At 44.7% G+C, this 19,848-nt stretch carries 23 protein-coding genes; 11 read left to right on the top strand and 12 right to left on the bottom strand.

The annotated features are described in order from the left end of the window. Positions 1-32: 32 nt before the first annotated feature. Positions 33-938, top strand: coding sequence for a DUF808 domain-containing protein (locus tag AB6F11_RS11165; RefSeq protein ID WP_102398396.1), 906 nt, complete (start codon positions 33-35; stop codon positions 936-938). 152 nt (positions 939-1,090) lie between these two features. Here the strand turns inward: AB6F11_RS11165 and pyrC are convergent, their stop codons facing one another. Together pyrC and AB6F11_RS11175 are read right to left on the bottom strand one after the other, a co-directional pair. Continuing rightward, positions 1,091-2,119: a dihydroorotase gene (gene pyrC, locus AB6F11_RS11170; protein WP_050632884.1), complete on the bottom strand. Its 1,029-nt coding sequence runs from the start codon at positions 2,117-2,119 to the stop codon at positions 1,091-1,093. Positions 2,120-2,311: 192 nt separating this feature from the next. Then, positions 2,312-2,470 carry a YqaE/Pmp3 family membrane protein gene (locus tag AB6F11_RS11175; RefSeq protein ID WP_004731890.1) on the bottom strand — a complete coding sequence of 53 codons (159 nt, stop codon included), beginning with the start codon at positions 2,468-2,470 and terminating at the stop codon, positions 2,312-2,314. A gap of 217 nt (positions 2,471-2,687) precedes the next feature. Between AB6F11_RS11175 and AB6F11_RS11180 the strand changes: the two genes are divergently transcribed. Continuing rightward, entirely contained in the window at positions 2,688-4,559 is a 1,872-nt protein-coding gene (locus tag AB6F11_RS11180; RefSeq protein WP_102321329.1) for a hybrid-cluster NAD(P)-dependent oxidoreductase, read from the top strand. Between the two features lie 106 nt (positions 4,560-4,665). On the opposite strand, the gene nadE is transcribed toward AB6F11_RS11180, so the two are convergent. Continuing rightward, positions 4,666-5,496 carry an ammonia-dependent NAD(+) synthetase gene (nadE, locus tag AB6F11_RS11185; RefSeq protein WP_102393916.1) on the bottom strand — a complete coding sequence of 277 codons (831 nt, stop codon included), beginning with the start codon at positions 5,494-5,496 and terminating at the stop codon, positions 4,666-4,668. Between the two features lie 109 nt (positions 5,497-5,605). On the opposite strand from nadE, the gene AB6F11_RS11190 reads away from it, so the two are divergent. Both AB6F11_RS11190 and AB6F11_RS11195 read left to right on the top strand, forming a co-directional pair. Further along, entirely contained in the window at positions 5,606-6,127 is a 522-nt protein-coding gene (locus tag AB6F11_RS11190) for a nicotinate-nicotinamide nucleotide adenylyltransferase (RefSeq protein WP_017067428.1), read from the top strand. Between the two features lie 27 nt (positions 6,128-6,154). Then, on the top strand, positions 6,155-6,640 hold the full coding sequence (locus AB6F11_RS11195) for a hypothetical protein (RefSeq protein WP_048609737.1): 486 nt from the start codon (positions 6,155-6,157) through the stop codon (positions 6,638-6,640). A gap of 133 nt (positions 6,641-6,773) precedes the next feature. On the opposite strand, the gene AB6F11_RS11200 is transcribed toward AB6F11_RS11195, so the two are convergent. After that, positions 6,774-7,400: an AraC family transcriptional regulator gene (locus AB6F11_RS11200; RefSeq protein ID WP_102321332.1), complete on the bottom strand. Its 627-nt coding sequence runs from the start codon at positions 7,398-7,400 to the stop codon at positions 6,774-6,776. Between the two features lie 175 nt (positions 7,401-7,575). Between AB6F11_RS11200 and AB6F11_RS11205 the strand changes: the two genes are divergently transcribed. Continuing rightward, entirely contained in the window at positions 7,576-8,682 is a 1,107-nt protein-coding gene (locus AB6F11_RS11205; protein WP_017067956.1) for a 1-acyl-sn-glycerol-3-phosphate acyltransferase, read from the top strand. Between the two features lie 165 nt (positions 8,683-8,847). Here the strand turns inward: AB6F11_RS11205 and AB6F11_RS11210 are convergent, their stop codons facing one another. Then, on the bottom strand, positions 8,848-9,447 hold the full coding sequence (locus AB6F11_RS11210; protein WP_017062763.1) for a hypothetical protein: 600 nt from the start codon (positions 9,445-9,447) through the stop codon (positions 8,848-8,850). Positions 9,448-9,550: 103 nt separating this feature from the next. Here AB6F11_RS11210 and AB6F11_RS11215 point away from each other — a divergent pair, with 103 nt between their 5' ends. Beyond that, complete coding sequence (locus AB6F11_RS11215) at positions 9,551-9,847, top strand: YnjH family protein (RefSeq protein WP_017067955.1); 297 nt, start codon at positions 9,551-9,553, stop codon at positions 9,845-9,847. A 36-nt stretch (positions 9,848-9,883) separates the two neighbouring features. On the opposite strand, the gene AB6F11_RS11220 is transcribed toward AB6F11_RS11215, so the two are convergent. Beyond that, positions 9,884-10,183, bottom strand: coding sequence for a YfcZ/YiiS family protein (locus AB6F11_RS11220; protein WP_017062761.1), 300 nt, complete (start codon positions 10,181-10,183; stop codon positions 9,884-9,886). Between the two features lie 530 nt (positions 10,184-10,713). Here AB6F11_RS11220 and AB6F11_RS11225 point away from each other — a divergent pair. Further along, complete coding sequence (locus AB6F11_RS11225) at positions 10,714-11,175, top strand: TetR/AcrR family transcriptional regulator (RefSeq protein ID WP_004731875.1); 462 nt, start codon at positions 10,714-10,716, stop codon at positions 11,173-11,175. Positions 11,176-11,475: 300 nt separating this feature from the next. Here AB6F11_RS11225 and AB6F11_RS11230 read toward each other — a convergent pair whose 3' ends face one another. The 6 genes from AB6F11_RS11230 to AB6F11_RS11255 form a co-directional block, all read right to left on the bottom strand. After that, positions 11,476-12,258: a heme ABC transporter ATP-binding protein gene (locus AB6F11_RS11230; protein WP_104216195.1), complete on the bottom strand. Its 783-nt coding sequence runs from the start codon at positions 12,256-12,258 to the stop codon at positions 11,476-11,478. Then, positions 12,258-13,295, bottom strand: coding sequence for an iron ABC transporter permease (locus AB6F11_RS11235; RefSeq protein WP_102393914.1), 1,038 nt, complete (start codon positions 13,293-13,295; stop codon positions 12,258-12,260). The genes AB6F11_RS11230 and AB6F11_RS11235 overlap by 1 nt, the downstream gene beginning before the upstream one ends. 103 nt (positions 13,296-13,398) lie before the next feature. Next, on the bottom strand, positions 13,399-14,286 hold the full coding sequence (locus tag AB6F11_RS11240) for a hemin ABC transporter substrate-binding protein (RefSeq protein WP_017062757.1): 888 nt from the start codon (positions 14,284-14,286) through the stop codon (positions 13,399-13,401). Positions 14,287-14,434: 148 nt separating this feature from the next. Then, entirely contained in the window at positions 14,435-14,848 is a 414-nt protein-coding gene (locus AB6F11_RS11245) for a biopolymer transporter ExbD (protein WP_017062756.1), read from the bottom strand. Continuing rightward, positions 14,845-15,546, bottom strand: a complete 702-nt coding sequence (locus AB6F11_RS11250; protein ID WP_065583702.1) for a MotA/TolQ/ExbB proton channel family protein — start codon at positions 15,544-15,546, stop codon at positions 14,845-14,847. The genes AB6F11_RS11245 and AB6F11_RS11250 overlap by 4 nt, the downstream gene beginning before the upstream one ends. Positions 15,547-15,548: 2 nt before the next feature. Continuing rightward, complete coding sequence (locus tag AB6F11_RS11255) at positions 15,549-16,340, bottom strand: energy transducer TonB (RefSeq protein WP_017062754.1); 792 nt, start codon at positions 16,338-16,340, stop codon at positions 15,549-15,551. Between the two features lie 161 nt (positions 16,341-16,501). Here AB6F11_RS11255 and hutW point away from each other — a divergent pair, with 161 nt between their 5' ends. From hutW to AB6F11_RS11275, 4 genes are all read left to right on the top strand, one after another. After that, entirely contained in the window at positions 16,502-17,911 is a 1,410-nt protein-coding gene (gene hutW / locus AB6F11_RS11260) for a heme anaerobic degradation radical SAM methyltransferase ChuW/HutW (RefSeq protein ID WP_102393913.1), read from the top strand. Positions 17,912-17,959: 48 nt separating this feature from the next. Further along, positions 17,960-18,481 carry a heme utilization cystosolic carrier protein HutX gene (gene hutX, locus AB6F11_RS11265; protein ID WP_102393912.1) on the top strand — a complete coding sequence of 174 codons (522 nt, stop codon included), beginning with the start codon at positions 17,960-17,962 and terminating at the stop codon, positions 18,479-18,481. Between the two features lie 155 nt (positions 18,482-18,636). Continuing rightward, the gene (gene hutZ, locus AB6F11_RS11270) at positions 18,637-19,167 is read left to right on the top strand and encodes a heme utilization protein HutZ (RefSeq protein WP_004731858.1); all 531 of its coding nucleotides are present in this window, start codon (positions 18,637-18,639) and stop codon (positions 19,165-19,167) included. A gap of 113 nt (positions 19,168-19,280) precedes the next feature. Beyond that, positions 19,281-19,841: an ATP:cob(I)alamin adenosyltransferase gene (locus AB6F11_RS11275; protein ID WP_017062752.1), complete on the top strand. Its 561-nt coding sequence runs from the start codon at positions 19,281-19,283 to the stop codon at positions 19,839-19,841. The last annotated feature ends 7 nt before the right edge of the window (positions 19,842-19,848 follow it).

Consider the following 19,848-nt stretch of genomic DNA (forward strand, 5'->3'; position numbering starts at 1 on the left):
CAATTGTTTAATCCCTTAAAAGAGACCATAAAATGGCTGGAGCAAGTTTATTAACGCTACTGGATGACATTGCAACCGTATTGGATGATGTCGCACTGATGTCTAAGGTCGCAGCGAAAAAAACCGCTGGTGTGTTGGGGGATGATTTAGCGCTGAATGCCCAGCAGGTATCCGGTGTTTCTGCTGAGCGAGAAATCCCAGTGGTATGGGCGGTTGCCAAAGGCTCATTTAAAAACAAGCTGATTTTGGTGCCCGCGGCATTATTGATCAGTGCCTTTATTCCTTTGCTGATCATGCCTTTGCTTTTGATTGGTGGTCTGTTTCTTTGTTTTGAGGGCGCAGAGAAAATCTTAGAGAAGCTCTTTCCTCATGCTCATCATGATGATGAAAAGGGGGAAGATACGAGTACTGGCGAATCCATAGAGGAATATGAGAAGAGAAAGGTCGCAGGCGCGATTCGTACCGACTTCATTTTATCTGCAGAAATCATTGTGATTGCGCTGGGTACTGTAACGGGTACAAGCATCGTGACTCAGGTTCTTGTCGTGAGTTTGATTGCGGTAGTGATGACGATTGGTGTTTATGGCTTAGTGGCAGGGATCGTTAAGTTGGACGATTTAGGCTTCTATCTGCAGCGAACATCGAATGGAAGTACCATGAAAACTCAATTGGGTAACGGGCTAGTCGCGTTTGCGCCCAAGTTAATGAAGACGCTTGCTGTGGTCGGTACTGCAGCGATGTTCTTGGTTGGCGGTGGCATTGTGGTGCACAACGTTCCTGCGATTCATCACTTAATTGAGCCGATTATTATGGATTTTCGTGGACATACGATAGCGACAGCGGTGGTTCCAACTCTGTTGAACGGTGTTATCGGCGTCTTAGCTGGATTGATCGTCGTTGCTGTTTGGACTGTGATTGGAAAAATTCGCGGTAAGTAATCGCTCATTATTGATCTTAATAAAACCCTCTCTCCACGAAACGAAAAGGGGCACCATAATCATTATGGTGCCCCTTTTAATCTAATGGGTCGTGTTTAATTAACACCACGCTCTTATTTTGCAATATAAGCGCTTATTTACCGACTAAGCGTTTATTTTACAGACCAAGCAATCGTCTCGCCGCCACGGATTGGCACAACGATGTCAGAACCAAAAGGCATCGTTTCAGCAACGTTCCACTCTTCTTTAACAAGAGTGATGGTGTCCGTGTTACGTGGAATACCGTAGAAGTCAGGGCCGTTGTGGCTTGCAAACGCTTCTAGGTTCTCAATCTTACCTTCTAAGTCGAACACTTCTGCGTACAGTTCAACGGCAGCGTGCGCTGTGTAAGAACCCGCACAACCACATGCTGACTCTTTTGCGCCTTTTGCGTGTGGTGCAGAGTCTGTACCCAAGAAGAACTTCTTGCTGCCGCTTGTTGCCGCTTCGATAAGTGCTAACTGGTGAGTGTTGCGCTTCAGGATAGGAAGGCAGTAGAAGTGTGGCTTAATGCCGCCAACCAACATGTGGTTGCGGTTGTAAAGCAAGTGGTGAGCAGTAATGGTTGCCGCTACGTTGTCGTTCGCGTTTTTAACGAAGTTCGCTGCATCAGCGGTTGTGATGTGCTCTAGAACAATCTTCAGGTTAGGGAAGTCGTTCACAATCGGCGCTAGCACGGTGTCTAGGAATTGCTTCTCACGGTCAAAGATATCAACATCGTGAGTGGTTACTTCACCATGAACCAGTAGCAACATATCCACTTCTTGCATGGCTTCTAACACGTGGTAAATCTTTTGAGCCGAAGTTACACCTGAATCCGAGTTAGTCGTCGCGCCTGCTGGGTAAAGCTTTGCAGCGACTACTGCACCAGACTCTTTCGCTTTGCGAATTTCGTCAGGTGTTGTGTTGTCTGTCAGGTAAAGTGCCATTAGAGGCTGGAACTGCTCGCTTGGCTGCTCTGCCATGATGCGTTCACGGTAAGCAAGAGCCATTTCGGTATCGGTTACCGGTGGGATGGTATTTGGCATGATTAACGCTCGACCATTGTAGCGGCTGATATCGCGCACTGTATCTTTTAATACTTCGCCATCGCGTAGATGAACGTGCCAGTCGTCAGGACGAGTAATCGTAAGTTGTGTCATTGAAGGCTCCCACCATTTGAAGTGTTATGTAGTTGGAGCCTAAACTCGGCGAAATCTGTGAAAGCAATCGCTTACGTTTAGGCGACAGGATGATAGTGGAAAAGCACTTTCATTTCATCCTATTTTTAACTCTTCAGGGTTAGGAGCTTGTTTTTCTTCGTATTTTATTCGGTATTTAATTTTGAGGACGAGCTATCGAGTCGCCACCCAAAGCCCGTGGATCATTCCTGGCACCCAGAAGAAGAAGGTCAGGATGATGTTAATCAGCAGATCTTTACCTGCACCACGAGCGAAGAACACACCAACAGGCGGAAGCAGTACACATAAAATGATAATGACGAGTTTGTTCATGATAAATCCTTTTTATTCAATGAAAGTTCAATGCAGTAATTGTGTTCAAAGTATAGAACGTATGGAGAGTGTTACTGCATTGCTGCCTTAATGTATCAAAGTAGAAAGCTAAACATCTCAAGATAATAGCTTAGTATCAAGTGTTTAGTAGCTGCCAGTTTATCTATTTATAACCATTTGTTAGCATTGGGACAAACAACAAAACATTGGAATCGTTATGTCGCAGTCACCTTTGGATCAAAAGGCTTTGGAGCAAGAGCTTTCAGGTCAACAGCCCTCCTTATCTCAAATTAATGTGTTTCCGGTTAAATCAGTAGGTGGGATTGCACTCTCTTCTGCTTGGGTCGAAAAACAGGGCCTTACCTTCGACAGACGTTTTATGTTGGCCTTGGCTGACGGCTCAATGGTGACGGCGCGTAAGTACCCTAAAATGGTCAATGTGTCTTCTAGCTTGCAGCCAGACGGTTTGATTTTTACTTACGAAGGCAAAGAACCGCTGCGCCTAAAATATGCAAACTTCAAGATGCAAGAAGCGCCTGCAACAGTGTGGAAAGATAGCTTCACTGCGTATACCACCAACGACGAGGCGGATGATTGGTTCAGTGATGTGTTGGGCGTGCGCGTTGAGCTACTGTTTTCTGGCGAGCAATCGAATCGTGTTCGTGAAAAGCTCGGTCACAATGTGAGTTTTGCTGACGGTTACCCAATGTTAGTGATCAGCCAAGCCTCTCTTGATGAACTCAATCGCCGCAGCCCTGAAACCCATTCAATGGATCAGTTCCGCACCAATTTTGTCGTCTCAAACACTGAAGCGTTTGCTGAAGATGGTTGGAAGCGCATTCGAATTGGTGAGGTTGAATTCGAAGCGGTGAAGCCTTGTGAGCGCTGTATCCTAACGACAGTCGATGTTGAGAGCGGCGAATTCAGAGCAACAAAAGAGCCACTCAATACCTTTTCTACGTTCAGAGCCAATGAACGTGGTGGCGTTTTCTTTGGTCAGAACCTTGTGGCGAAAAATGAAGGTCTGGTGAAAGCGGGTGACGTTGTTGAGGTACTTGAAACCAAAGAGAAAGAACATTACGAAGACTCTTGGGTCGAGTCACTGCACTTAACTTGCGTCGAGCGTGAAGAGATCGCTCGCGACTTCACAACCTTTTGGCTAGAGCCAGCGAAAGAGAACAATTTATTACCAAGCTATCAGCCGGGGCAGCATCTACCGATTGAAATGGTGATTAATGGCGAGAAAGTGTCTCGTCGTTACACGTTATCTTCTAGCCCTTCACGCGCAGGTCGTTTGGCGATTTCCGTGAAGCGAGTGGACGATGGTCAAATCTCAAACTGGCTCAATGATCACTTCCAAGTCGGTGACACGCTAGTTGCTCAGAATCCAGATGGCGCATTCTACTTAGAAGATAACCCAACACATCCATTACTGCTGTTATCAGCGGGAAGCGGCATCACCCCTATGTTGTCGATGCTTCGTTACTTAGCCGACCATGGTCAGATTGATGATGTGGTGTTCTATCACCAATGCAGCAGTGAAGAAGATATCCCTTATCAAGCTGAGATTGATAAGATCGCTCGCGAACATGCTGGTCTAAGTGTGATTTATTCACTAAGCCAACCAACGAAAGAGTGGGATGGTTTGTCAGGTCGTTTGAGTGTGTCTCATGTCGCCAAAATTGAGGACCTTCATAAGCGCCAAGCATTCGTGTGTGGCCCTGACGGCTTTATGGATAATGCCAAGAAATTGCTGATTCAAATGGGGCTGAATCCTCAGCATTATCATCAAGAAGCGTTTGGTGTTGCTCAATCAACGGAAGAAGCGGTGAAGCAACTGCAGTTGAGCGTTAACGGCTACCTGTTCGAAGGCAACAACCAATCAACACTACTAGAGCAAGCTGAGTCGGCAGGTGTGTCTATCGCATCAAGCTGTCGCGCGGGTTTCTGTGGTGCTTGTAAAGTGACCCTTGAGTCTGGGCAAGTTCATCAACCTGATGTACCGGCGTTGCAAGATCATGAACGCAACATGGGGCAAATACTGGCGTGTTGCAGTGTGCCTCAAACTGATATCGAAGTTGTAGACTAACTCGGTAGGTCGGAAGGCCAGAAAGAAAAGCACATTGAATAGAAAAGGCCGGAAGTTCACTGAAATGAACTTCCGGCCTTTTTGATTCTAAGATTAATTCAAACAATTAATCGTAGATCGTTGGGATCGGTTGACGCTTGTGCTGTGTTGCTTTGTAGATGCCTACTAAGCGGTCTGACACGTCTTGAGGGACTTCTTTACCTTCAAGGAAATCATCGATTTGGTCGTAAGAAAGGTTCAATGCTGCTTCGTCGGCTTTCTGTGGATCAAGCTCTTCTAGGTCGGCAGTAGGCACTTTCTTAACCAATAGCTCTGGCGCACCTAGCGTTGCTGCAAGTTCACGAACTTGACGCTTGTTCAGGCCAAACAAAGGCGCTAAATCACATGCGCCGTCACCGTGCTTGGTGTAGAAGCCAGTGATATTTTCAGCTGAGTGGTCAGTACCAATCACAAGACCGCCAACGTAACCTGCAATTTCGTATTGTGCGATCATGCGAGCTCGAGCTTTCACATTGCCTTTCACAAAGTCGATTTTTGCTGAATCTGTTGGTAGTAGGCCTGTGCCCTCTAGAGCAATGTGAGATGCAGCGTGAAGCCCATCAACACCCGCTTTAATGTTTACAGAAACAGATTGAGAAGGCTGAATGAAAGACAGCGCAAGTTGCGCTTCGTCTTCATCTTTTTGTTCACCGTAAGGCAGGCGAACCGCGATGAATTGGTAGTCGTTGCTACCAGCGTTTTCATTTAGGCTATCAACGGCCATTTGTGCTAAACGGCCACAAGTTGTCGAATCCACACCGCCACTGATACCAAGGATCAGAGACTTGCAGCCTGACTGCTGAAGTTTCGTTTTAATAAAGTCCACACGACGAGTCACTTCGAAGTGAGGGTCAATTGAAGGTAGTACGCGCATTTCGTCACGAATTAACTGTTCCATTCGTATTCCTTTCCTGCAAGCAAATTAAAAATCTAGTGTTATCATACCTAAATCATCCGATTTAAAAACCTCTTTGCACAAGCTTAGAAAGAGAAGGCAGTAATTAATAATGGAAAAAATAGCCATTTTCGGTAGTGCGTTTAATCCGCCGAGCTTAGGGCACAAAAGTGTGATTGATTCGTTGGCTCACTTTGACAAAATTCTACTCGTTCCAAGTATTGCCCATGCTTGGGGAAAAGAGATGCTAGACTTTGATACGAGATGTCAGTTAGTTAACGCATTTATTAGCGATCTTTCACTGGATCAAGTGGAGCTTTCTTTGATCGAAAAGAGCCTATTTACCCCAGGTGAAAGCGTCACGACTTATGCCGTGCTCAGTGAACTTCAAAAGTTACATCGTGACGCTGAACTGACGTTTGTTATTGGCCCAGATAACTTCTTTAAGTTCTCATCTTTCTATAAATCAGATGAGATTACCGAGCAGTGGTCTGTAATGGCTTGCCCTGAAAAAGTGAAAATTCGCAGTACAGACATACGTAATGCACTGATAAGTGGAAGCGATGTGGCAAAACTGAGTACAAAGTCAGTTACAAAGATGTTGCAAGATAGTGGACTGTATCAGATAATGTAAGTTCACTAATCAAGAGGTCAGAGGACTATGCTAAAGAGCGCGATACCAGCGACGTTGATCATGGCAGCATGCAGTATGCCTGCGTATGCTGAGTGTGATTTTTTTAGCCTAGATTCGATCATGCTGACTTCTGATGAAGATGACAACTGTCTAGATTTCTCGACCAGCATCGAGTCTTTTGGCCAACGTATGATGGAAATCAGCGGGCTGAGCGATGATGAACCTGAAAGCACACCGGACTATTGGTCTGATTGGGTTCTTCAAAGTAAAGACTCGCCATTGCTGACACAAAGCATTGAGTCAAATTATGTTGGCTTGGGTATGTGGTTTCCAGAAGACCTTGAAGACGAGCAGTATGATATGTCGACTGAAGAGTGGTTGATGAATCATGGTCTTCAACTTAGTATCGGTTTTGGCGAGAAAGTCGAAGGGCAGCCGCGTATGCGCTTTGATTATCGTTGGCACGACTCACGTGACGCCGACCTAATGATGCAGGTTGAGTTGCCATTTTAGACAGGCAGATACACAGATAGATTGCTATCTACGTCTAAATAGTAAGAATTAAAAAAGCCGCAAAAACTCAGTTTTTGCGGCTTTTTAGTATCTGGCTTGCGAGTTTTAATACCAGCACTCACTTTCCGGCAAGCTATAAATCTTCACCAAAAACAAGCATACACAGTTGCTCGAACTCTTCTTCTTTACCTGAGAACAGATCATCAATCACAAGTGAACGTTTTTGACCTGACTGCATGCGCTTCTTCGCTTCTCGCATCACCATCACCAGAGTGTGCTCTTGTGGCAGGTTTGAATCATCAATGTTCCATTGATTGAATCGCTGAGAAAGAGCACTTTCACAAAGCAGTGGTTTAAACGACAACACTTCTTGCTTCAAGACAGAAAGCATATCTTTAAACGCTTGTTCCGTATTATTGGCATTGGAAGCGCGAGCGTTGGTTTGCTCTAGTTTTTCTAGTAGTGCCGAAGAGAGGTTGGTTTGCGTAATGTAACCCGCTTGTCTTGGGAATGAATCCGTCAAACGAACAGAAAAATCGACACGGTTAACCTGAGTGTTTGGAAAGTAGGTCAGTGACGTTAGGCAGTCGTGTGGAATCCAGACGCTTTGTCCTGGTTCAACGGCATACTCTTGTTTGCCTAACTTAATCAAAACCAAGCCACTTTGAACCGATACAAGGCTATGTTTAAGTACTTTCTTGCGTGGTGTGATCACCAAGTGTGAAAAGTAAGCCGATGTATATTCAATAGCGAAGTTCATAGATAGTACCTTAATTTTGGGGCGTCAAGATTACCGTTAATCTTAAAGAATGCCAACAATAACAGGGGATTTTCAATGTTTCTGGTCTGACCTTGTCAAAAGTATGGGCTCTGTAGCTGCGAGAAGTCAAAACAACGCGTAGAATGAGCCAGCTTTTTATTATATGAATTAAAAAATGACCTCTCCAACCGATCCATATGTTGATATTCGTCCTTACGGCGATGATGAAATTCCAGCGGCACTAAACCGTCTTATTAATGATGAAGAATTTATCAGTGCAATCTTGCACTACCGTTTTTCAAACCATGCGTCTTGGTTCAAAGCATTAATGAGCCCGATTTTGCGTGTGTACTTAAAAATGAAGTGGAGCAAGCTGACTAGCGTTGAATCCATTCAGATTGAAGTGAAAAAGTACTTACGCGACACGTTAGCGAAAACCACTAACGGTGTGACGTACACTGGTATCGAGTCACTGGATGCGAACCAAGCTTATCTGTTTGTATCAAACCATCGTGACATTGCTATGGATCCTGCGTTAGTAAATTACGCTCTGCATCAAAATAATCATCAGACTTGTCGTATCGCTATCGGAGACAACCTGTTGAAAAAGCCATGTGCGACTGAATTGATGCGTTTAAACAAGAGCTTCATCGTAAAGCGTTCTTTGAAAGGACCGCGTGAGATGATGAAAGCGCTAGGGCAGTTGTCTTCTTACATTAAGCACTCTCTAGAAACGGGCAACTCAATCTGGATCGCTCAAAAGGAAGGTCGTGCGAAAGACGGTAACGATTTTACTGAGCCAGCAATTTTGAAAATGTTCCACGTTGAAGGACGTAAGCAAAAAATTGCTTTCCCTGAATACGTGAAGTCATTGAAGATTGTTCCTGTGGCTATTTCTTACGAGAACGACCCATGTGACACGGCTAAAGCGATAGAGCTTTTCGAAAAAGACGTAAACGGCAGTTACGAAAAGGGTGAGTTTGAAGATATCGAAAGTATCATTCAAGGCATCATCGGTAATAAAGGACGCGTTCACGTTGGCTTCGGTCAGGTTATCGACCAAGATTTTGATACCCCTGAAGCGCTTGCTGAAGAGATCGATCGTCAGATCCACGATAACTACAAACTGTTCCCAGTAAACTTGCTGGCAGCAGAAAAAGAAGACGAGTCGATTACAGCGGCCGTTAAGCAAGAGTTTGAAGCTAAACTGTCGAGCCTGCCACAAGGTGCGCGTCAGTACTTGATCGATAGCTACGCCAACCCAGTGAAGAACATTGGTTAACGAGCGTTAGTTAGCTTGCTAGTTGATTAGCAACTTGATTGAATTGAAAAAGGAGCCTTGGGCTCCTTTTTTGTTTCTGAATCACCATTTGTTGCTGCGATCGAGCATTAACGTATTAGAGCATTAGAGCATTAGAGCATTAGAGCATTAGAGCATTAGCCTGAATTAGCGAGCGACTGCACCACCGAGATCTAGATTGGTTGGCCATTTGGTTACGGTGTTACCGCCCAGATAGATGTTGCCTTTGACTGTCATGGTCTCGGGGAATGTTGTAATCCCAGAACCGCCTATATAAAGGTCGCCGTCAATCACGATCCCGTTGGGTAACTCGGTTAAAGGAGTGCGGATCACGCTCAGATCGCCTTTTACTCTAAAGCCATTCGGTAGCCTTTCCAGTGGAGTGTCGGTGAGGTTGATAAAGCCGCCCACTCTTACACCTCTTGGCCAGCTGGTGATTTGGCTGCCAATCAAGTCGACGTAACCTTTTATCTTAACCCCGCTCGGGACTCGAGCGAGTTGGCTGTTAGAGCCTTTAAGGCTGCCGTTCACTTCTAACCCTTTGGGTAGGCGTGTTATCGCAGTATTCTCTATATTGAGATTACCATCTACCACCAAGCCAGTTGGAAGTGATGTATAAGGCTTATTTCGTAGATATAAGTTTCCGTAATTATCGAGATGGTTCAATATTTGATAGTGATCGAGTGGTTCAGCACTGACATTTGTTATGGTTAAGGAACCAATAATAAGTGCAATTATTCTGAGCATAACAGGCTTCTTATTACGATAGACGCTTACACTATAATGGAAAAATTAATCTCGCATAGTGTTTTACCCATTTGGCGGTAGATTAACGAGGAATGGAGCAAAGATGATAGGTAAATTAATGATTAGAGTAAATATACGAATTATTAAGGTCTTTCTGATAGCCGCTTCAGTGTTTGGTTCAATGTCTGCGAGTGCCAACAAAGTAATTTCAACGCCCGGTAAAGCTGCGGTGGTGGTGACACAAGGCGGTCAACAGCAACGAGTTTGTTATTACGATGACAAGGCTTATAGCATTGGGGCAGTGTTAGAGGTGGGGGGCGTAGTGATTCAGTGCGCTGCAGAAAACGATTTTGAGCAAAATGGGTCACTGGCTTGGGTTCAATTAAAAAAAGACGAGTAATTCACTCGTCTTTTAATAAGCATATAAATGCTTATATTAACGCGCTAGAGAGCGAGTCTTAAGTTCAAAAATAATCTTCTCAGCGCTAACTTCAAATTTAAAGCGAGCATGCAACTCTGTGCTTTCTTCAGTCATCTCTGATGCTTCGAACTCAACGTTGCTAGACACTTGTTTAGCAAGTTCAACATACTTAGCAAACTCAGCTTCAATCAGTGCTTTTGAGTTTCCGTAAACCGTTACTTCAGCAACATCGTCGCCTTCTTTAATGATGAACCCGATTTCGCCTGCACAGCCGCAAGCCTCGCATACATCGTTGTTACCAATATCTTGGCTCATAAATAATCCTCTTACAAAGTCTGAGGTTATTCTAACGAGCAATTCGAACTGTATCTACAAAAATTAAAACCTTTGAACTAATTTATACTGGTATGCTATGTTGTTTGTTAAGGTGTTTGATGAATATCTATATTCGCGCCGCCAAATATGTATGTGATTTACCTCACGTTTTGTTGAAGAGGAATGTTATTAATATGTCAGAATATCATTCACTTAGTTGCGCCAGAAATGATTTTATAAGACTATCTATCGCTTGATAGGTATTTATACAATGAATTTTTCGTTGGGTATTTCATATTCTAAGTAGTTATTTAAACTTATCGACTTAGGATTGTAAGGTGATTTTCGAAGAATAATTAGACAAAGTGTCCAAAGAGGCATCACTGTAAAATTGTTCGTACATAGTATTTGTGTGAATTTAGTTATAAATACTTGCGAAAAAATACCTTGCTCACATAATGCTGATAACGATTTTCATTCTGACTTCATTTGATTGAGTTAGATGGATTTACAAAGAGAAGAGCCTGAATATGCCAAAGCGTAGTAAAGAAGATACAGAAATCACGATCCAGAAAATCATGGATGCCGTTGTAGACCAGCTACTAAGATTGGGTTACGACAAGATGTCATACACGACGTTGAGTCAACAAACGGGTGTTTCTCGTACAGGTATAAGTCATCACTTTCCAAAGAAAACGGATTTTACTGCTGCTCTAGACGGTCGTATTTTCAAGATGTTCATGGAACACATTGACTTCGAAAATGGCCTTGACGCATTTTCAGCTAGCTGGGTTGCAGCACTTGAAGACGCTGAGTTCCTAGCAATCTTACGTTTACTTTTCCATCATATCGTTACTGCTGAGAGCGCACATGAGTTCGCTGCAAACGGTATTGATCGTCTATACAAGCTGACTGAAACTCAGTTTGGCGATACTAGCGGTAAAGAACTAGAGTGGTTGATTGGTAAATCATTGATTCGTATGAGCCAATAATCAGCACTCAATAAAAGAAGCTCCTGCGGGGGCTTTTTTTGTGCCTGCCGTTTCACTTCTTGTGCGTTTTTCTCTTCAGTGTTAAAAGCTAAGTAACCCTAACAAGTAGAGTTCATTTCTAGAGCCTCAAATGCTCAAGGTGAGTCGTTTTGGTGCTTGCTGTTGTGGTTATTAATAAAATTGAGTTTAAGCCGAGAGAGTGGCTGTGAGCCAATAAAAAGCCCCGAACAAATCGAGGCTTAGGATTATGTCATTGTTATCAAGAACGAATACTCAAAACGAGTCGCTCCTTAATCGGACTTATTGTGCGGGGTGAACCTGAGGGAAGCTCATGGTTGGGTGTTTTTCTACGATACTTTTGTAACCATACACATCTTCTATCATCGAAGGTTTCAGTGCATCCCAAGGCTTGCCATCACACACCAAATTGCCATCTTTCAATACCACCAATCGATCGGAATACTGCGCGGCTAAGTTGAGATCATGCAAAACCACGATAACCGCGGCATTGTGGTTATCGGCTAATTCTCTCGCAATCTTTAAGGTGCTGTGCTGGTGGGCAAGATCCAGTGCAGAGGTTGGTTCATCAAGCATCAAAATACATTGGTCACCAGAGTGGTGAAGCTGAGTTAATACTCGAGCCAAGTGCACTCGCTGCTTTTCACCGCCTGATAGTGAAGGGTAAAGCCTTTCACTCAGGTGAGTCACATCAGCAACATCCATTTTTTGGCTAGCAATGCTAGTTAGTTTTTTGTTGGATTCTTGCAGAGGAATCCCACCAAGCTCGACAACTTCATGTGCCAAGAATGGGAAGGTCAACGTACTGTGCTGAGGTAGCATAGCCAGATGCTTCGCCAATTTTTGAGAAGGCCACTTGTCTTTGGTGTGTCCAAAATATTGGATATCGCCGTTGCTTGATATCTCTTGGCACAAGGCTTTAAGTAACGTGCTTTTCCCTGCGCCATTTGGCCCAAGCAGTGTGGTTACCTTTCCAGCCTCAATCTCAATAGAAACGCCATCTAATATCACTTTGCTGCCGAACTTCACTTCGATATCGGTCGCTTTTAACGCTGAAGGAAACATTAAAGGATTCTCCCTTTCTGTTGAAATAGTAGATACAAGAAGAAGGGGGCACCGATAATCGCAGTGACAATACCTACAGGTAGCTCTGCCGGAGCAAGTACCACACGTGAGAACATGTCTGCGGCGGTTAGCAGCAGTGCGCCTAGTACCGCTGATAGTGGCAACAGAACTCGGTGGTCAGGGCCTGCCAACATGCGACCTAAATGTGGGATAACCAATCCAATAAAACCAATCATGCCAGACAGGCTAACTGTGATACCAACGCCCGCAGCCGTCAGTAGAATCAGCTTTCGTTTCAGCTTTTGAACTGGGATACCAAGGTGTTGCGCTTCTGACTCGCCCAGTAATAGAGCATTTAGAGACATCGCTTGGCGGTAGAAAACAACAAACAAGCCAACGAGCGTAACTGCAGCAAGCAAAATGCCTGACCACTTCGCTCCTGCTAGTGAACCCATCGACCATAACGAAAGATCACGCAGCATTTGGTCATCAGCGATGAAGTTCAAGAACCCAATACCAGCCCCAGAGAGCGCACTGATCGCCACACCCGCCAACAACATGATGGTTACTGAGGTTCCGAATTTACCCGTGCCCAGTTTATAGACCAAGAGTGTGGTTAAAGCGCCACCTAAAAAGGCAAACACAGGAACGGCCGCAAAATTCATGAAGGCCGGGTATTGCAATGAGAGTTCAGAGAAAAGAACAATAGCCAACGCTGCACCTAATGCCGCACCAGCAGACACACCGATGATCCCTGGCTCAGCAAGCGGGTTGCGGAATAGCCCCTGCATAACCGCACCACATAACGCGAGAATCGCGCCGATTAGCATGCACAAAATAGTTCTAGGTAAGCGAATCTCTTGAATCACTAAATTGATGTGTGGGGCTAAATCATTGTTTGGTTGGAGTAAGCTCGCTGCACTGTCAGCTAAGCTAATGTTCATTGGCCCAACGGTAATTGAGAACAGTGCGACGAAGGCTAGGGTAGCCCCTAGGCCTAACATCGACGTTTTCAGTGGGACGGAGCGTAACAACATAAAGGGCCTCAATATCTATCGCTAACTTCGACCTCCTTCAACAACAGCGTGAGTCAGTTGGTGAGGGAAGCGAATTAGCGATAGCAGAAATAGGGTGGTTGAGTTATAGCGGGTAGATAAGTGCGTTTAGACGCTTTGCTTCAGAGAGGCTTTCTAGGCCAAGCCCGCCAACCAAAGCACTGCCATTTACGGTAATGATTTGCTTGTTCATACCTGCAGGCGTTGCCGCTAACATAGGTAGCGATTTCAGGATGGCATCAGCACCGCCCATTTTTTGGTAGCTACGACCACTGACTAAAATCACATCTGGCTGCATTTCTACCAGTGATTCCATCGACAGTGGCTTGTAAGACGTTAAGCTCTGAGCGGCAGGGTTGATACCGCCAGCTAACTCGATGATTGCGTTTGGTGATGTTTCACCGCCAGCAACGTTGGCAGGGCGACCTTCATGCAGCAACAGGAATAGAACTTTCTTCGCTTCGTTGCTTGGTACTTGGTTCGCTTTCAGTGCTGCGATCTTTTGATTCACATCGGTTTTCACTTGCTGCGAGTGGTCTTCGGTATGGGTGATCTTTGCGATTTGGTCGATACGCTTTAATAGCCCTTCCACGTTTGCTTCAGTGTTAACAATCTCTACATCGACGCCTGCCGATTTTAATTGAGAGATAGCGTTGTCTGGTCCCATTTCATCCGAGCCAATCAATGTGGTTGGCTCTAGGGCGAGTAGACCTTCAGCAGACAGGTTTCGGTGATAACCAATCTTTGGCAGGTTTTCTCCTTGAGGGAAGTGGCTGGTCACATCAATCGCGACTAACTGCTCTTCGGCACCTAATGCCAAAACCAATTCAGTAACGGCACTACCAGCACTGATGATTCGAGGTTGTTCAGCGTCGTTGGCCATTGCGGGTGCGCTAAGTGCCAGGCTGATTGCAGCTAATGAAAGAAGAGGTGTCTTGGTCTTTAATTTATTGAGCACGTTTAAGTTGTTCATAATAAGTTCTTTATATTTTCTTTTTGTATCGCGAAGATACTCAGTGAGCAGTCCGTTCGCATTGTGAGTTCGAATCGATAGAGAGGCTTAGTCTGCTTGTTTAGTTTTATCAACCAGAAGCCAAACCTCGTGAAAATTGAGTGTCGCTCTAGCCATCGTCCGTGAGCAATTGAGTCGCTGGTATTCCGTTTTCTTGAAGGAATGAAAGCAACTTCACTAGGTTCTCCACGTTAGCGGCTTTATCTGCGCCAATGATGATCGGTTTTTTATCCGTTGAACCAGTCTCTTCTAACAGCGCAATCTTGAAGTTTTCCCAGTCGATGTATTCTTGGCCGTTAATTGCCCAGTAGGGTTCGCGGTCTAAAATATTGACGCTAATTGAATCCTTGTGGACTTCAGAAACGTTTTTAACATCCGAGCTTGGCAGCTCAACTTCTAGCGATTCCAGCTTTACCGATGCCGTAAGCAATAGAAAAACCATCACGATAAAAATGATGTCGAGCAGCGGTGTTAAGTCCGGCGCTAGGCTCTGTGTGTGAGATGAGTGGGGCGTTTTAATCATGCTTGACTCACATCACCGATAGAGGTTTTGTTGATAGGCTTACCTTGAGTATCATCAGACTGATTGGTTTGAATCGACATGCCTTCTAGCCACACATTCACATAGTTCAATGTATGCTCCAATTGAGCCAGCACTCGATCGGCCCATAGCCCTAGTAGCTGAGCACCAGAAATAGCAGGAAGCGCAATCATCAAACCTGCTGCTGTGGTTCGCATTGCTAATCCAAGACCGTCTGCCAAATCATTAGGCGTGATGCTGCCTGTTGTCGCGGCAACGCCTTTAAACATCTCAATAAGACCAAGTACTGTACCAAGCAAGCCGATGAGTGGGCTGATCACGCCGATCAAACCAAGCAGTCTTAAACCTGCATGAAGCTGGTGGCGTTTTTCTTGTAGCCAGATCCCAGCGGCATCTTCACGTAACCCTTTTGAGAAAGAGTGGTGAGCAAGCAACATTGACACGCCCTTGTACAAGAGCGGGCGTTTACCTGAAATCGACTGAGCAAGCGCTTCAATCTCTTTGCTGTTGGTTGGTGAGGTTTGGTTTAACTCGCGACGAATGGCACGTTTGCCCACACCAATGCTGAGCATGACTTGGAAGACACGTTCAGCGATGATCATTGCTGTTAATGCTGAGCAGATAAGAAGAGGCCAAGTCATTAAGCCAAGTTGATCTTGTAAGTAACTGATTTGTTGCATGATTAATCCAACCTAAAACGAACAGGTATTTGTACTCGGTGAGCAATCGCTCGACCATTGACAGTGTGAGGTGAGAATTTCCATTGTTTAATGGCATCTAATGCGGCGTTATCGAGCATTAGCGCGCCTGATGAATTTACTAATGCTTGTTTAATTTGTTTGCCTTCAGCGTCTAGCCAGATCTCATACGTTGCAACACCCTCAACGCCACGGCGTCTTGCTTGGCGAGGGTAATTCGGTGGGGTAGGACGCGCAGAGAACGAAGGTTTAGTGACCAAAACCGGCTCTTGGTTTGATACGCCTTGATTTACTTCCTGAGGCTGGTTGGCAGATTCGTCCATATTCTTATCGACTTTCTTGTCGGCCAGTTTCTCTGGTTGAGTGGCTGGTTTTGGGCGTTCTTTCTTAACTACCTTTTTCTCAGTTACTGGTTTCTTTTGAACCGGCTTCTTCTCGACAACCTTTTGCTCAATCACTTTTTTCTCAACTTTCTTTGGTTGAGGTTTATTGGTGATCGCTTTTTTCTTTGGGGTTGGCTTAGCTTGCTTTGGCTCAACCGTTTTTGGTTCGGCTTGTGAGACGGTTTCTTTTATTGGCTCAGGTTTAACTGGCTCTGTGATTGTTTTTTGCTGAGCTTGTGAAGGAACGCTCTTAGGAGTGAAGTTGATCGATACCGTGTTCGATTGGCTACCTGCAGGCATCGCAAATACTTTGGATTCTTGAGCGACAAACAACAACGCGGCATGAATCACTAACGATGCACCGCCTGCAATAACATATCTAGGAACGTTCACAATCAATCCTTTACCAAATCAAAATTCTGTATCGGATTATTGCTTAGAACCTAAATAAGATCAATTATCAATTGCATTATCATTTACGTGTATTTATGATTCTCTCAGTTTTTAGCGAATAGTCTTCCAGACTTTGCTATGTAAGTGTTTAGAGAGATTATATGAGTCTTAATATTTATAAATTTGACGAATCAATCTTGGGCATTTCTAGCCCTGATCCGCTTCGTTTTGCGTTTGCGAAAAAGCATTCTGCACACGCCGGAGGAAGTTCAATTCCGGTCGACCCCAGTAAGAAGTTAGAACTCTTTGATGAACTGATGCTGAGTGAAGGGAAAAAACAGGATAAGCGTTGCTTGTATATCCATATCCCTTTTTGTCGCGTGCGTTGTACGTTCTGCAATTTCTTCCAAAATGCCGCAAGCCGTAAATTAGTGGATGAGTATTTCGACGCACTGATGGTCGAGCTAAAGCAGAAAGCCAAAACACCTTGGGCTCAGTCTGGACTATTTCACGCCGTCTATATTGGTGGCGGAACACCCACCGATTTGTCACCTCAGCAAGTTGAACAGCTGGGTAAAGCGATTCGTCAATATTTCCCACTAGCAAACGATGTTGAGATGACATTGGAAGGGCGCATCAATCGATTTGGTGACGAGATGTTTGATCGTGCGCTTGAAGGTGGCTTCAATCGTTTCTCATTCGGTATTCAAAGTTTCAATACTCAGGTTCGACGTAGTGCTAAGCGCCTAGATGACCGAGAGGTTGTGTTGGAACGTATCAGTTCACTGAGCCGTACAGAACAAGCGCCAATCGTTCTTGACCTGTTATACGGATTACCACACCAATCTATGGAAGTGTTCCAACAAGATTTAGAAGACTACATGTCTACTGGCGCACACGGCATTGACCTCTACCAACTGATTGTTGCGGGCAATGCACCTATGCTTAATCTTGTTGAGAAAGGAAAAATCCCACCGCCTGCGAATACGCCAGATAAGGCGAGCATGTATTTGGCGGGTGTGGAGTTCATGGCAAATAATAAGGTTAAGCAACTGAGCGTAAACCACTGGACTCGTGATAACCGCGAACGCAGCATTTACAACAGCTTAGCGAAAACTTATGCCGAAGTTCTACCCATTGGTTGTGGCGCTGGTGGCAACATTGGTGGCCATGGTGTGATGCAACATCGAACTTTAGACAGCTACATGGAGTCTATAAAGCAAGGTCAATTACCTATTGCCATGATGACTAAGCAAAGCTCATTAGAGCCTATCTTCTCAACATTAAAGGCAGGTTTCGATTCTGGTGTTGTTAGAAGAAGTACGCTACCGAGCTTTATGGGACAAGACACGTTCGACTACCTCAAGCCTTTGTTCGCGTATTGGGAAAATAACGGTTTAGTTGAGCTTTCGGAAGATTATCTGAGCCTGACTATTGCTGGCAGTTTTTGGGCGGTAAGCCTAGCGCAGAGTGTAATTCAAGTGCTTAACGCTGAATACCAAGCCATGCACCCTACGCCTAAAGCATCAGGTTCGGGCGTACACCCGCATGCAAGTTTGAAGCACGCTTAATATCGAATTTTTAGTTTATAACTTACTCGTTTATACGGAACATATTCAATGACAGATACAACATTAGAAATGACAGAAACTCTAGAACAACGCGTAGCTCTAATTTTAGAAGAAGAGCCAAAACTACTGCCAACAGCAATTGCTGAGAAGCTAGGTGTTTCAGAAGTTGAAGTGGTTGCTGCTTTTCCAAACGACATGGCGGTAATGCTAGATGGCAGCCGTGCTCAGGAGATTCTAGAAGGTTTAGTGGGTTGGGGCCCTGTGACCACTATCGTGCATTCGTTTGGTTCTATCTTTGAAGTAAAAGCGCCATTCCCGAAAGGTAAAGTAGCGCGTGGTTACTACAACCTGATGGGCAAAGAGGGCGAGCTTCATGGCCACCTAAAACTGGATAACGTTAAACATATCGGTTTGGTGAGCAAGGCGTTCATGGGTCGTGAAAGCCATTATTTCGGCTTCTTCAGTGAAACCGGTGAGAACATTTTTAAGATTTACCTAGGCCGCAACGAAAAGCGTGAGCTTATTGTCGACCAAGTAGAACGCTTCAAAGCGCTAAAAGAACAAGCTTAAGTACGATCTACAGTAAACAATCAGCAGCAATCTTACATAGGGTTGCCAACTGGCTTAAACAAGACATCAATGCTCGAGGATCGTTTAGTTCGCTAATGATCGCTCAACCTCGGGCAAAAATAATAAATCAGAGAAAGTGAAGAAAGGAATTACCCATGGAACAGCAAGTAAAACAAGAACGTCTACAAGGTCGCCTTGGTCCAGAAATTAAAGAGTTTCGCCAAGAGCGCCGTACCCTTCAGCTTGCAACGGTTGATGAAGAAGGTCGCCCGAACGTAAGTTACGCACCGTTCGTTCAGAACCAAGAAGGTTACTTTGTTCTAATTTCTGATATTGCTCGTCATGCTCGTAACTTGAAAGCGAACCCTCAGGTCTCTTTGATGATGATTGAAGACGAAGAGAGCTCGAAGCAGCTTTACGCACGTAAGCGTTTAACGTTTGATGCTCAAGCAAGTGTTGTTGAGCGTGAAACGGAACTTTGGACTCAAGTGATCGGCCAGATGCAAGAGCGTTTTGGTGAAATCATTGATGGTTTGAGCCAACTTCAAGACTTCTCTCTGTTCAACCTTAAAGCTGAGAACGGCCTGTTCGTTAAAGGCTTTGGTCAGGCATACCAAGTGTCAGGCGACGATCTGGTGGATTTCGTTCACCTACAAGAAGGTCACAAAAAAGTATCTAACGAGTAATCTCGTTTAATCGATTTCTTTAGGAGCCCTCCAATGTGAGGGCTTTTTTATGTCTAAATCAAAGAGTTTGGTATATTGACGTTTGATGACTATTTATGTGTAAGGATCGGTACGTGAAACCAGTAAGTCGAGATTGGGACGAGTTTTGTTATCCGTTTATCTATGAAGACAGTCCTATCTGTGATTTTGAGATTTTGTCGGATGAACTTTGTTGCCGAGTTGGATTGGTGTTGTCTTTAGAGCTAGAGCCTCAGGTTCGTGAGATCCTGCAACGCTTGCAGCCAAACATCTACCATTTGAATGGCTCTGTGCGCGGTAAGCTTGCCATCACCGAGTCTGAATTGGTCGAGCTCAAACAAGATTATCATCGTATCCGTGAGCAGTTAGAAGGGGGGGTTAAAGGCTTTGTCTTACCCGGTGGACACCGAGTGTCTAGTGAACTTCACTTGTGTCGTTGTCAGGCTAAGAAAGTTGTGCGAGCTTTGGTGAGTATTGAACATCATGAAAGCAAAAAGTCGCCAGACCCGATTCTTTTTAAATACGCCAACCTAGTCGCGAACACTCTCTATGCATTGGCCTCTTTTACCAATCATGTGAATGAAGTCGAGGAAGTGGAATTTGTGAGTAAGAGCTACTCTATGCCGAAAAAGTCTATGCCAGAAAACAAAGACTAACGGTTAG

It is taken from the genome of Vibrio sp. 10N.247.311.14 (assembly GCF_041467715.1).
Taxonomy (GTDB): Bacteria; Pseudomonadota; Gammaproteobacteria; order Enterobacterales; family Vibrionaceae; genus Vibrio; species Vibrio crassostreae_C.

Coding starts and splice junctions, on each gene's coding strand:
- AB6F11_RS11165 (WP_102398396.1), top strand. CDS start 33: ATGGCTGGAGCAAGTTTATTAACGCTACTGGATGACATTGCAACCGTA.
- pyrC (WP_050632884.1), bottom strand. CDS start 2,119: ATGACACAACTTACGATTACTCGTCCTGACGACTGGCACGTTCATCTA.
- AB6F11_RS11175 (WP_004731890.1), bottom strand. CDS start 2,470: ATGAACAAACTCGTCATTATCATTTTATGTGTACTGCTTCCGCCTGTT.
- AB6F11_RS11180 (WP_102321329.1), top strand. CDS start 2,688: ATGTCGCAGTCACCTTTGGATCAAAAGGCTTTGGAGCAAGAGCTTTCA.
- nadE (WP_102393916.1), bottom strand. CDS start 5,496: ATGGAACAGTTAATTCGTGACGAAATGCGCGTACTACCTTCAATTGAC.
- AB6F11_RS11190 (WP_017067428.1), top strand. CDS start 5,606: ATGGAAAAAATAGCCATTTTCGGTAGTGCGTTTAATCCGCCGAGCTTA.
- AB6F11_RS11195 (WP_048609737.1), top strand. CDS start 6,155: ATGCTAAAGAGCGCGATACCAGCGACGTTGATCATGGCAGCATGCAGT.
- AB6F11_RS11200 (WP_102321332.1), bottom strand. CDS start 7,400: ATGAACTTCGCTATTGAATATACATCGGCTTACTTTTCACACTTGGTG.
- AB6F11_RS11205 (WP_017067956.1), top strand. CDS start 7,576: ATGACCTCTCCAACCGATCCATATGTTGATATTCGTCCTTACGGCGAT.
- AB6F11_RS11210 (WP_017062763.1), bottom strand. CDS start 9,447: ATGCTCAGAATAATTGCACTTATTATTGGTTCCTTAACCATAACAAAT.
- AB6F11_RS11215 (WP_017067955.1), top strand. CDS start 9,551: ATGATAGGTAAATTAATGATTAGAGTAAATATACGAATTATTAAGGTC.
- AB6F11_RS11220 (WP_017062761.1), bottom strand. CDS start 10,183: ATGAGCCAAGATATTGGTAACAACGATGTATGCGAGGCTTGCGGCTGT.
- AB6F11_RS11225 (WP_004731875.1), top strand. CDS start 10,714: ATGCCAAAGCGTAGTAAAGAAGATACAGAAATCACGATCCAGAAAATC.
- AB6F11_RS11230 (WP_104216195.1), bottom strand. CDS start 12,258: ATGTTTCCTTCAGCGTTAAAAGCGACCGATATCGAAGTGAAGTTCGGC.
- AB6F11_RS11235 (WP_102393914.1), bottom strand. CDS start 13,295: ATGTTGTTACGCTCCGTCCCACTGAAAACGTCGATGTTAGGCCTAGGG.
- AB6F11_RS11240 (WP_017062757.1), bottom strand. CDS start 14,286: ATGAACAACTTAAACGTGCTCAATAAATTAAAGACCAAGACACCTCTT.
- AB6F11_RS11245 (WP_017062756.1), bottom strand. CDS start 14,848: ATGATTAAAACGCCCCACTCATCTCACACACAGAGCCTAGCGCCGGAC.
- AB6F11_RS11250 (WP_065583702.1), bottom strand. CDS start 15,546: ATGCAACAAATCAGTTACTTACAAGATCAACTTGGCTTAATGACTTGG.
- hutW (WP_102393913.1), top strand. CDS start 16,502: ATGAGTCTTAATATTTATAAATTTGACGAATCAATCTTGGGCATTTCT.
- hutX (WP_102393912.1), top strand. CDS start 17,960: ATGACAGATACAACATTAGAAATGACAGAAACTCTAGAACAACGCGTA.
- hutZ (WP_004731858.1), top strand. CDS start 18,637: ATGGAACAGCAAGTAAAACAAGAACGTCTACAAGGTCGCCTTGGTCCA.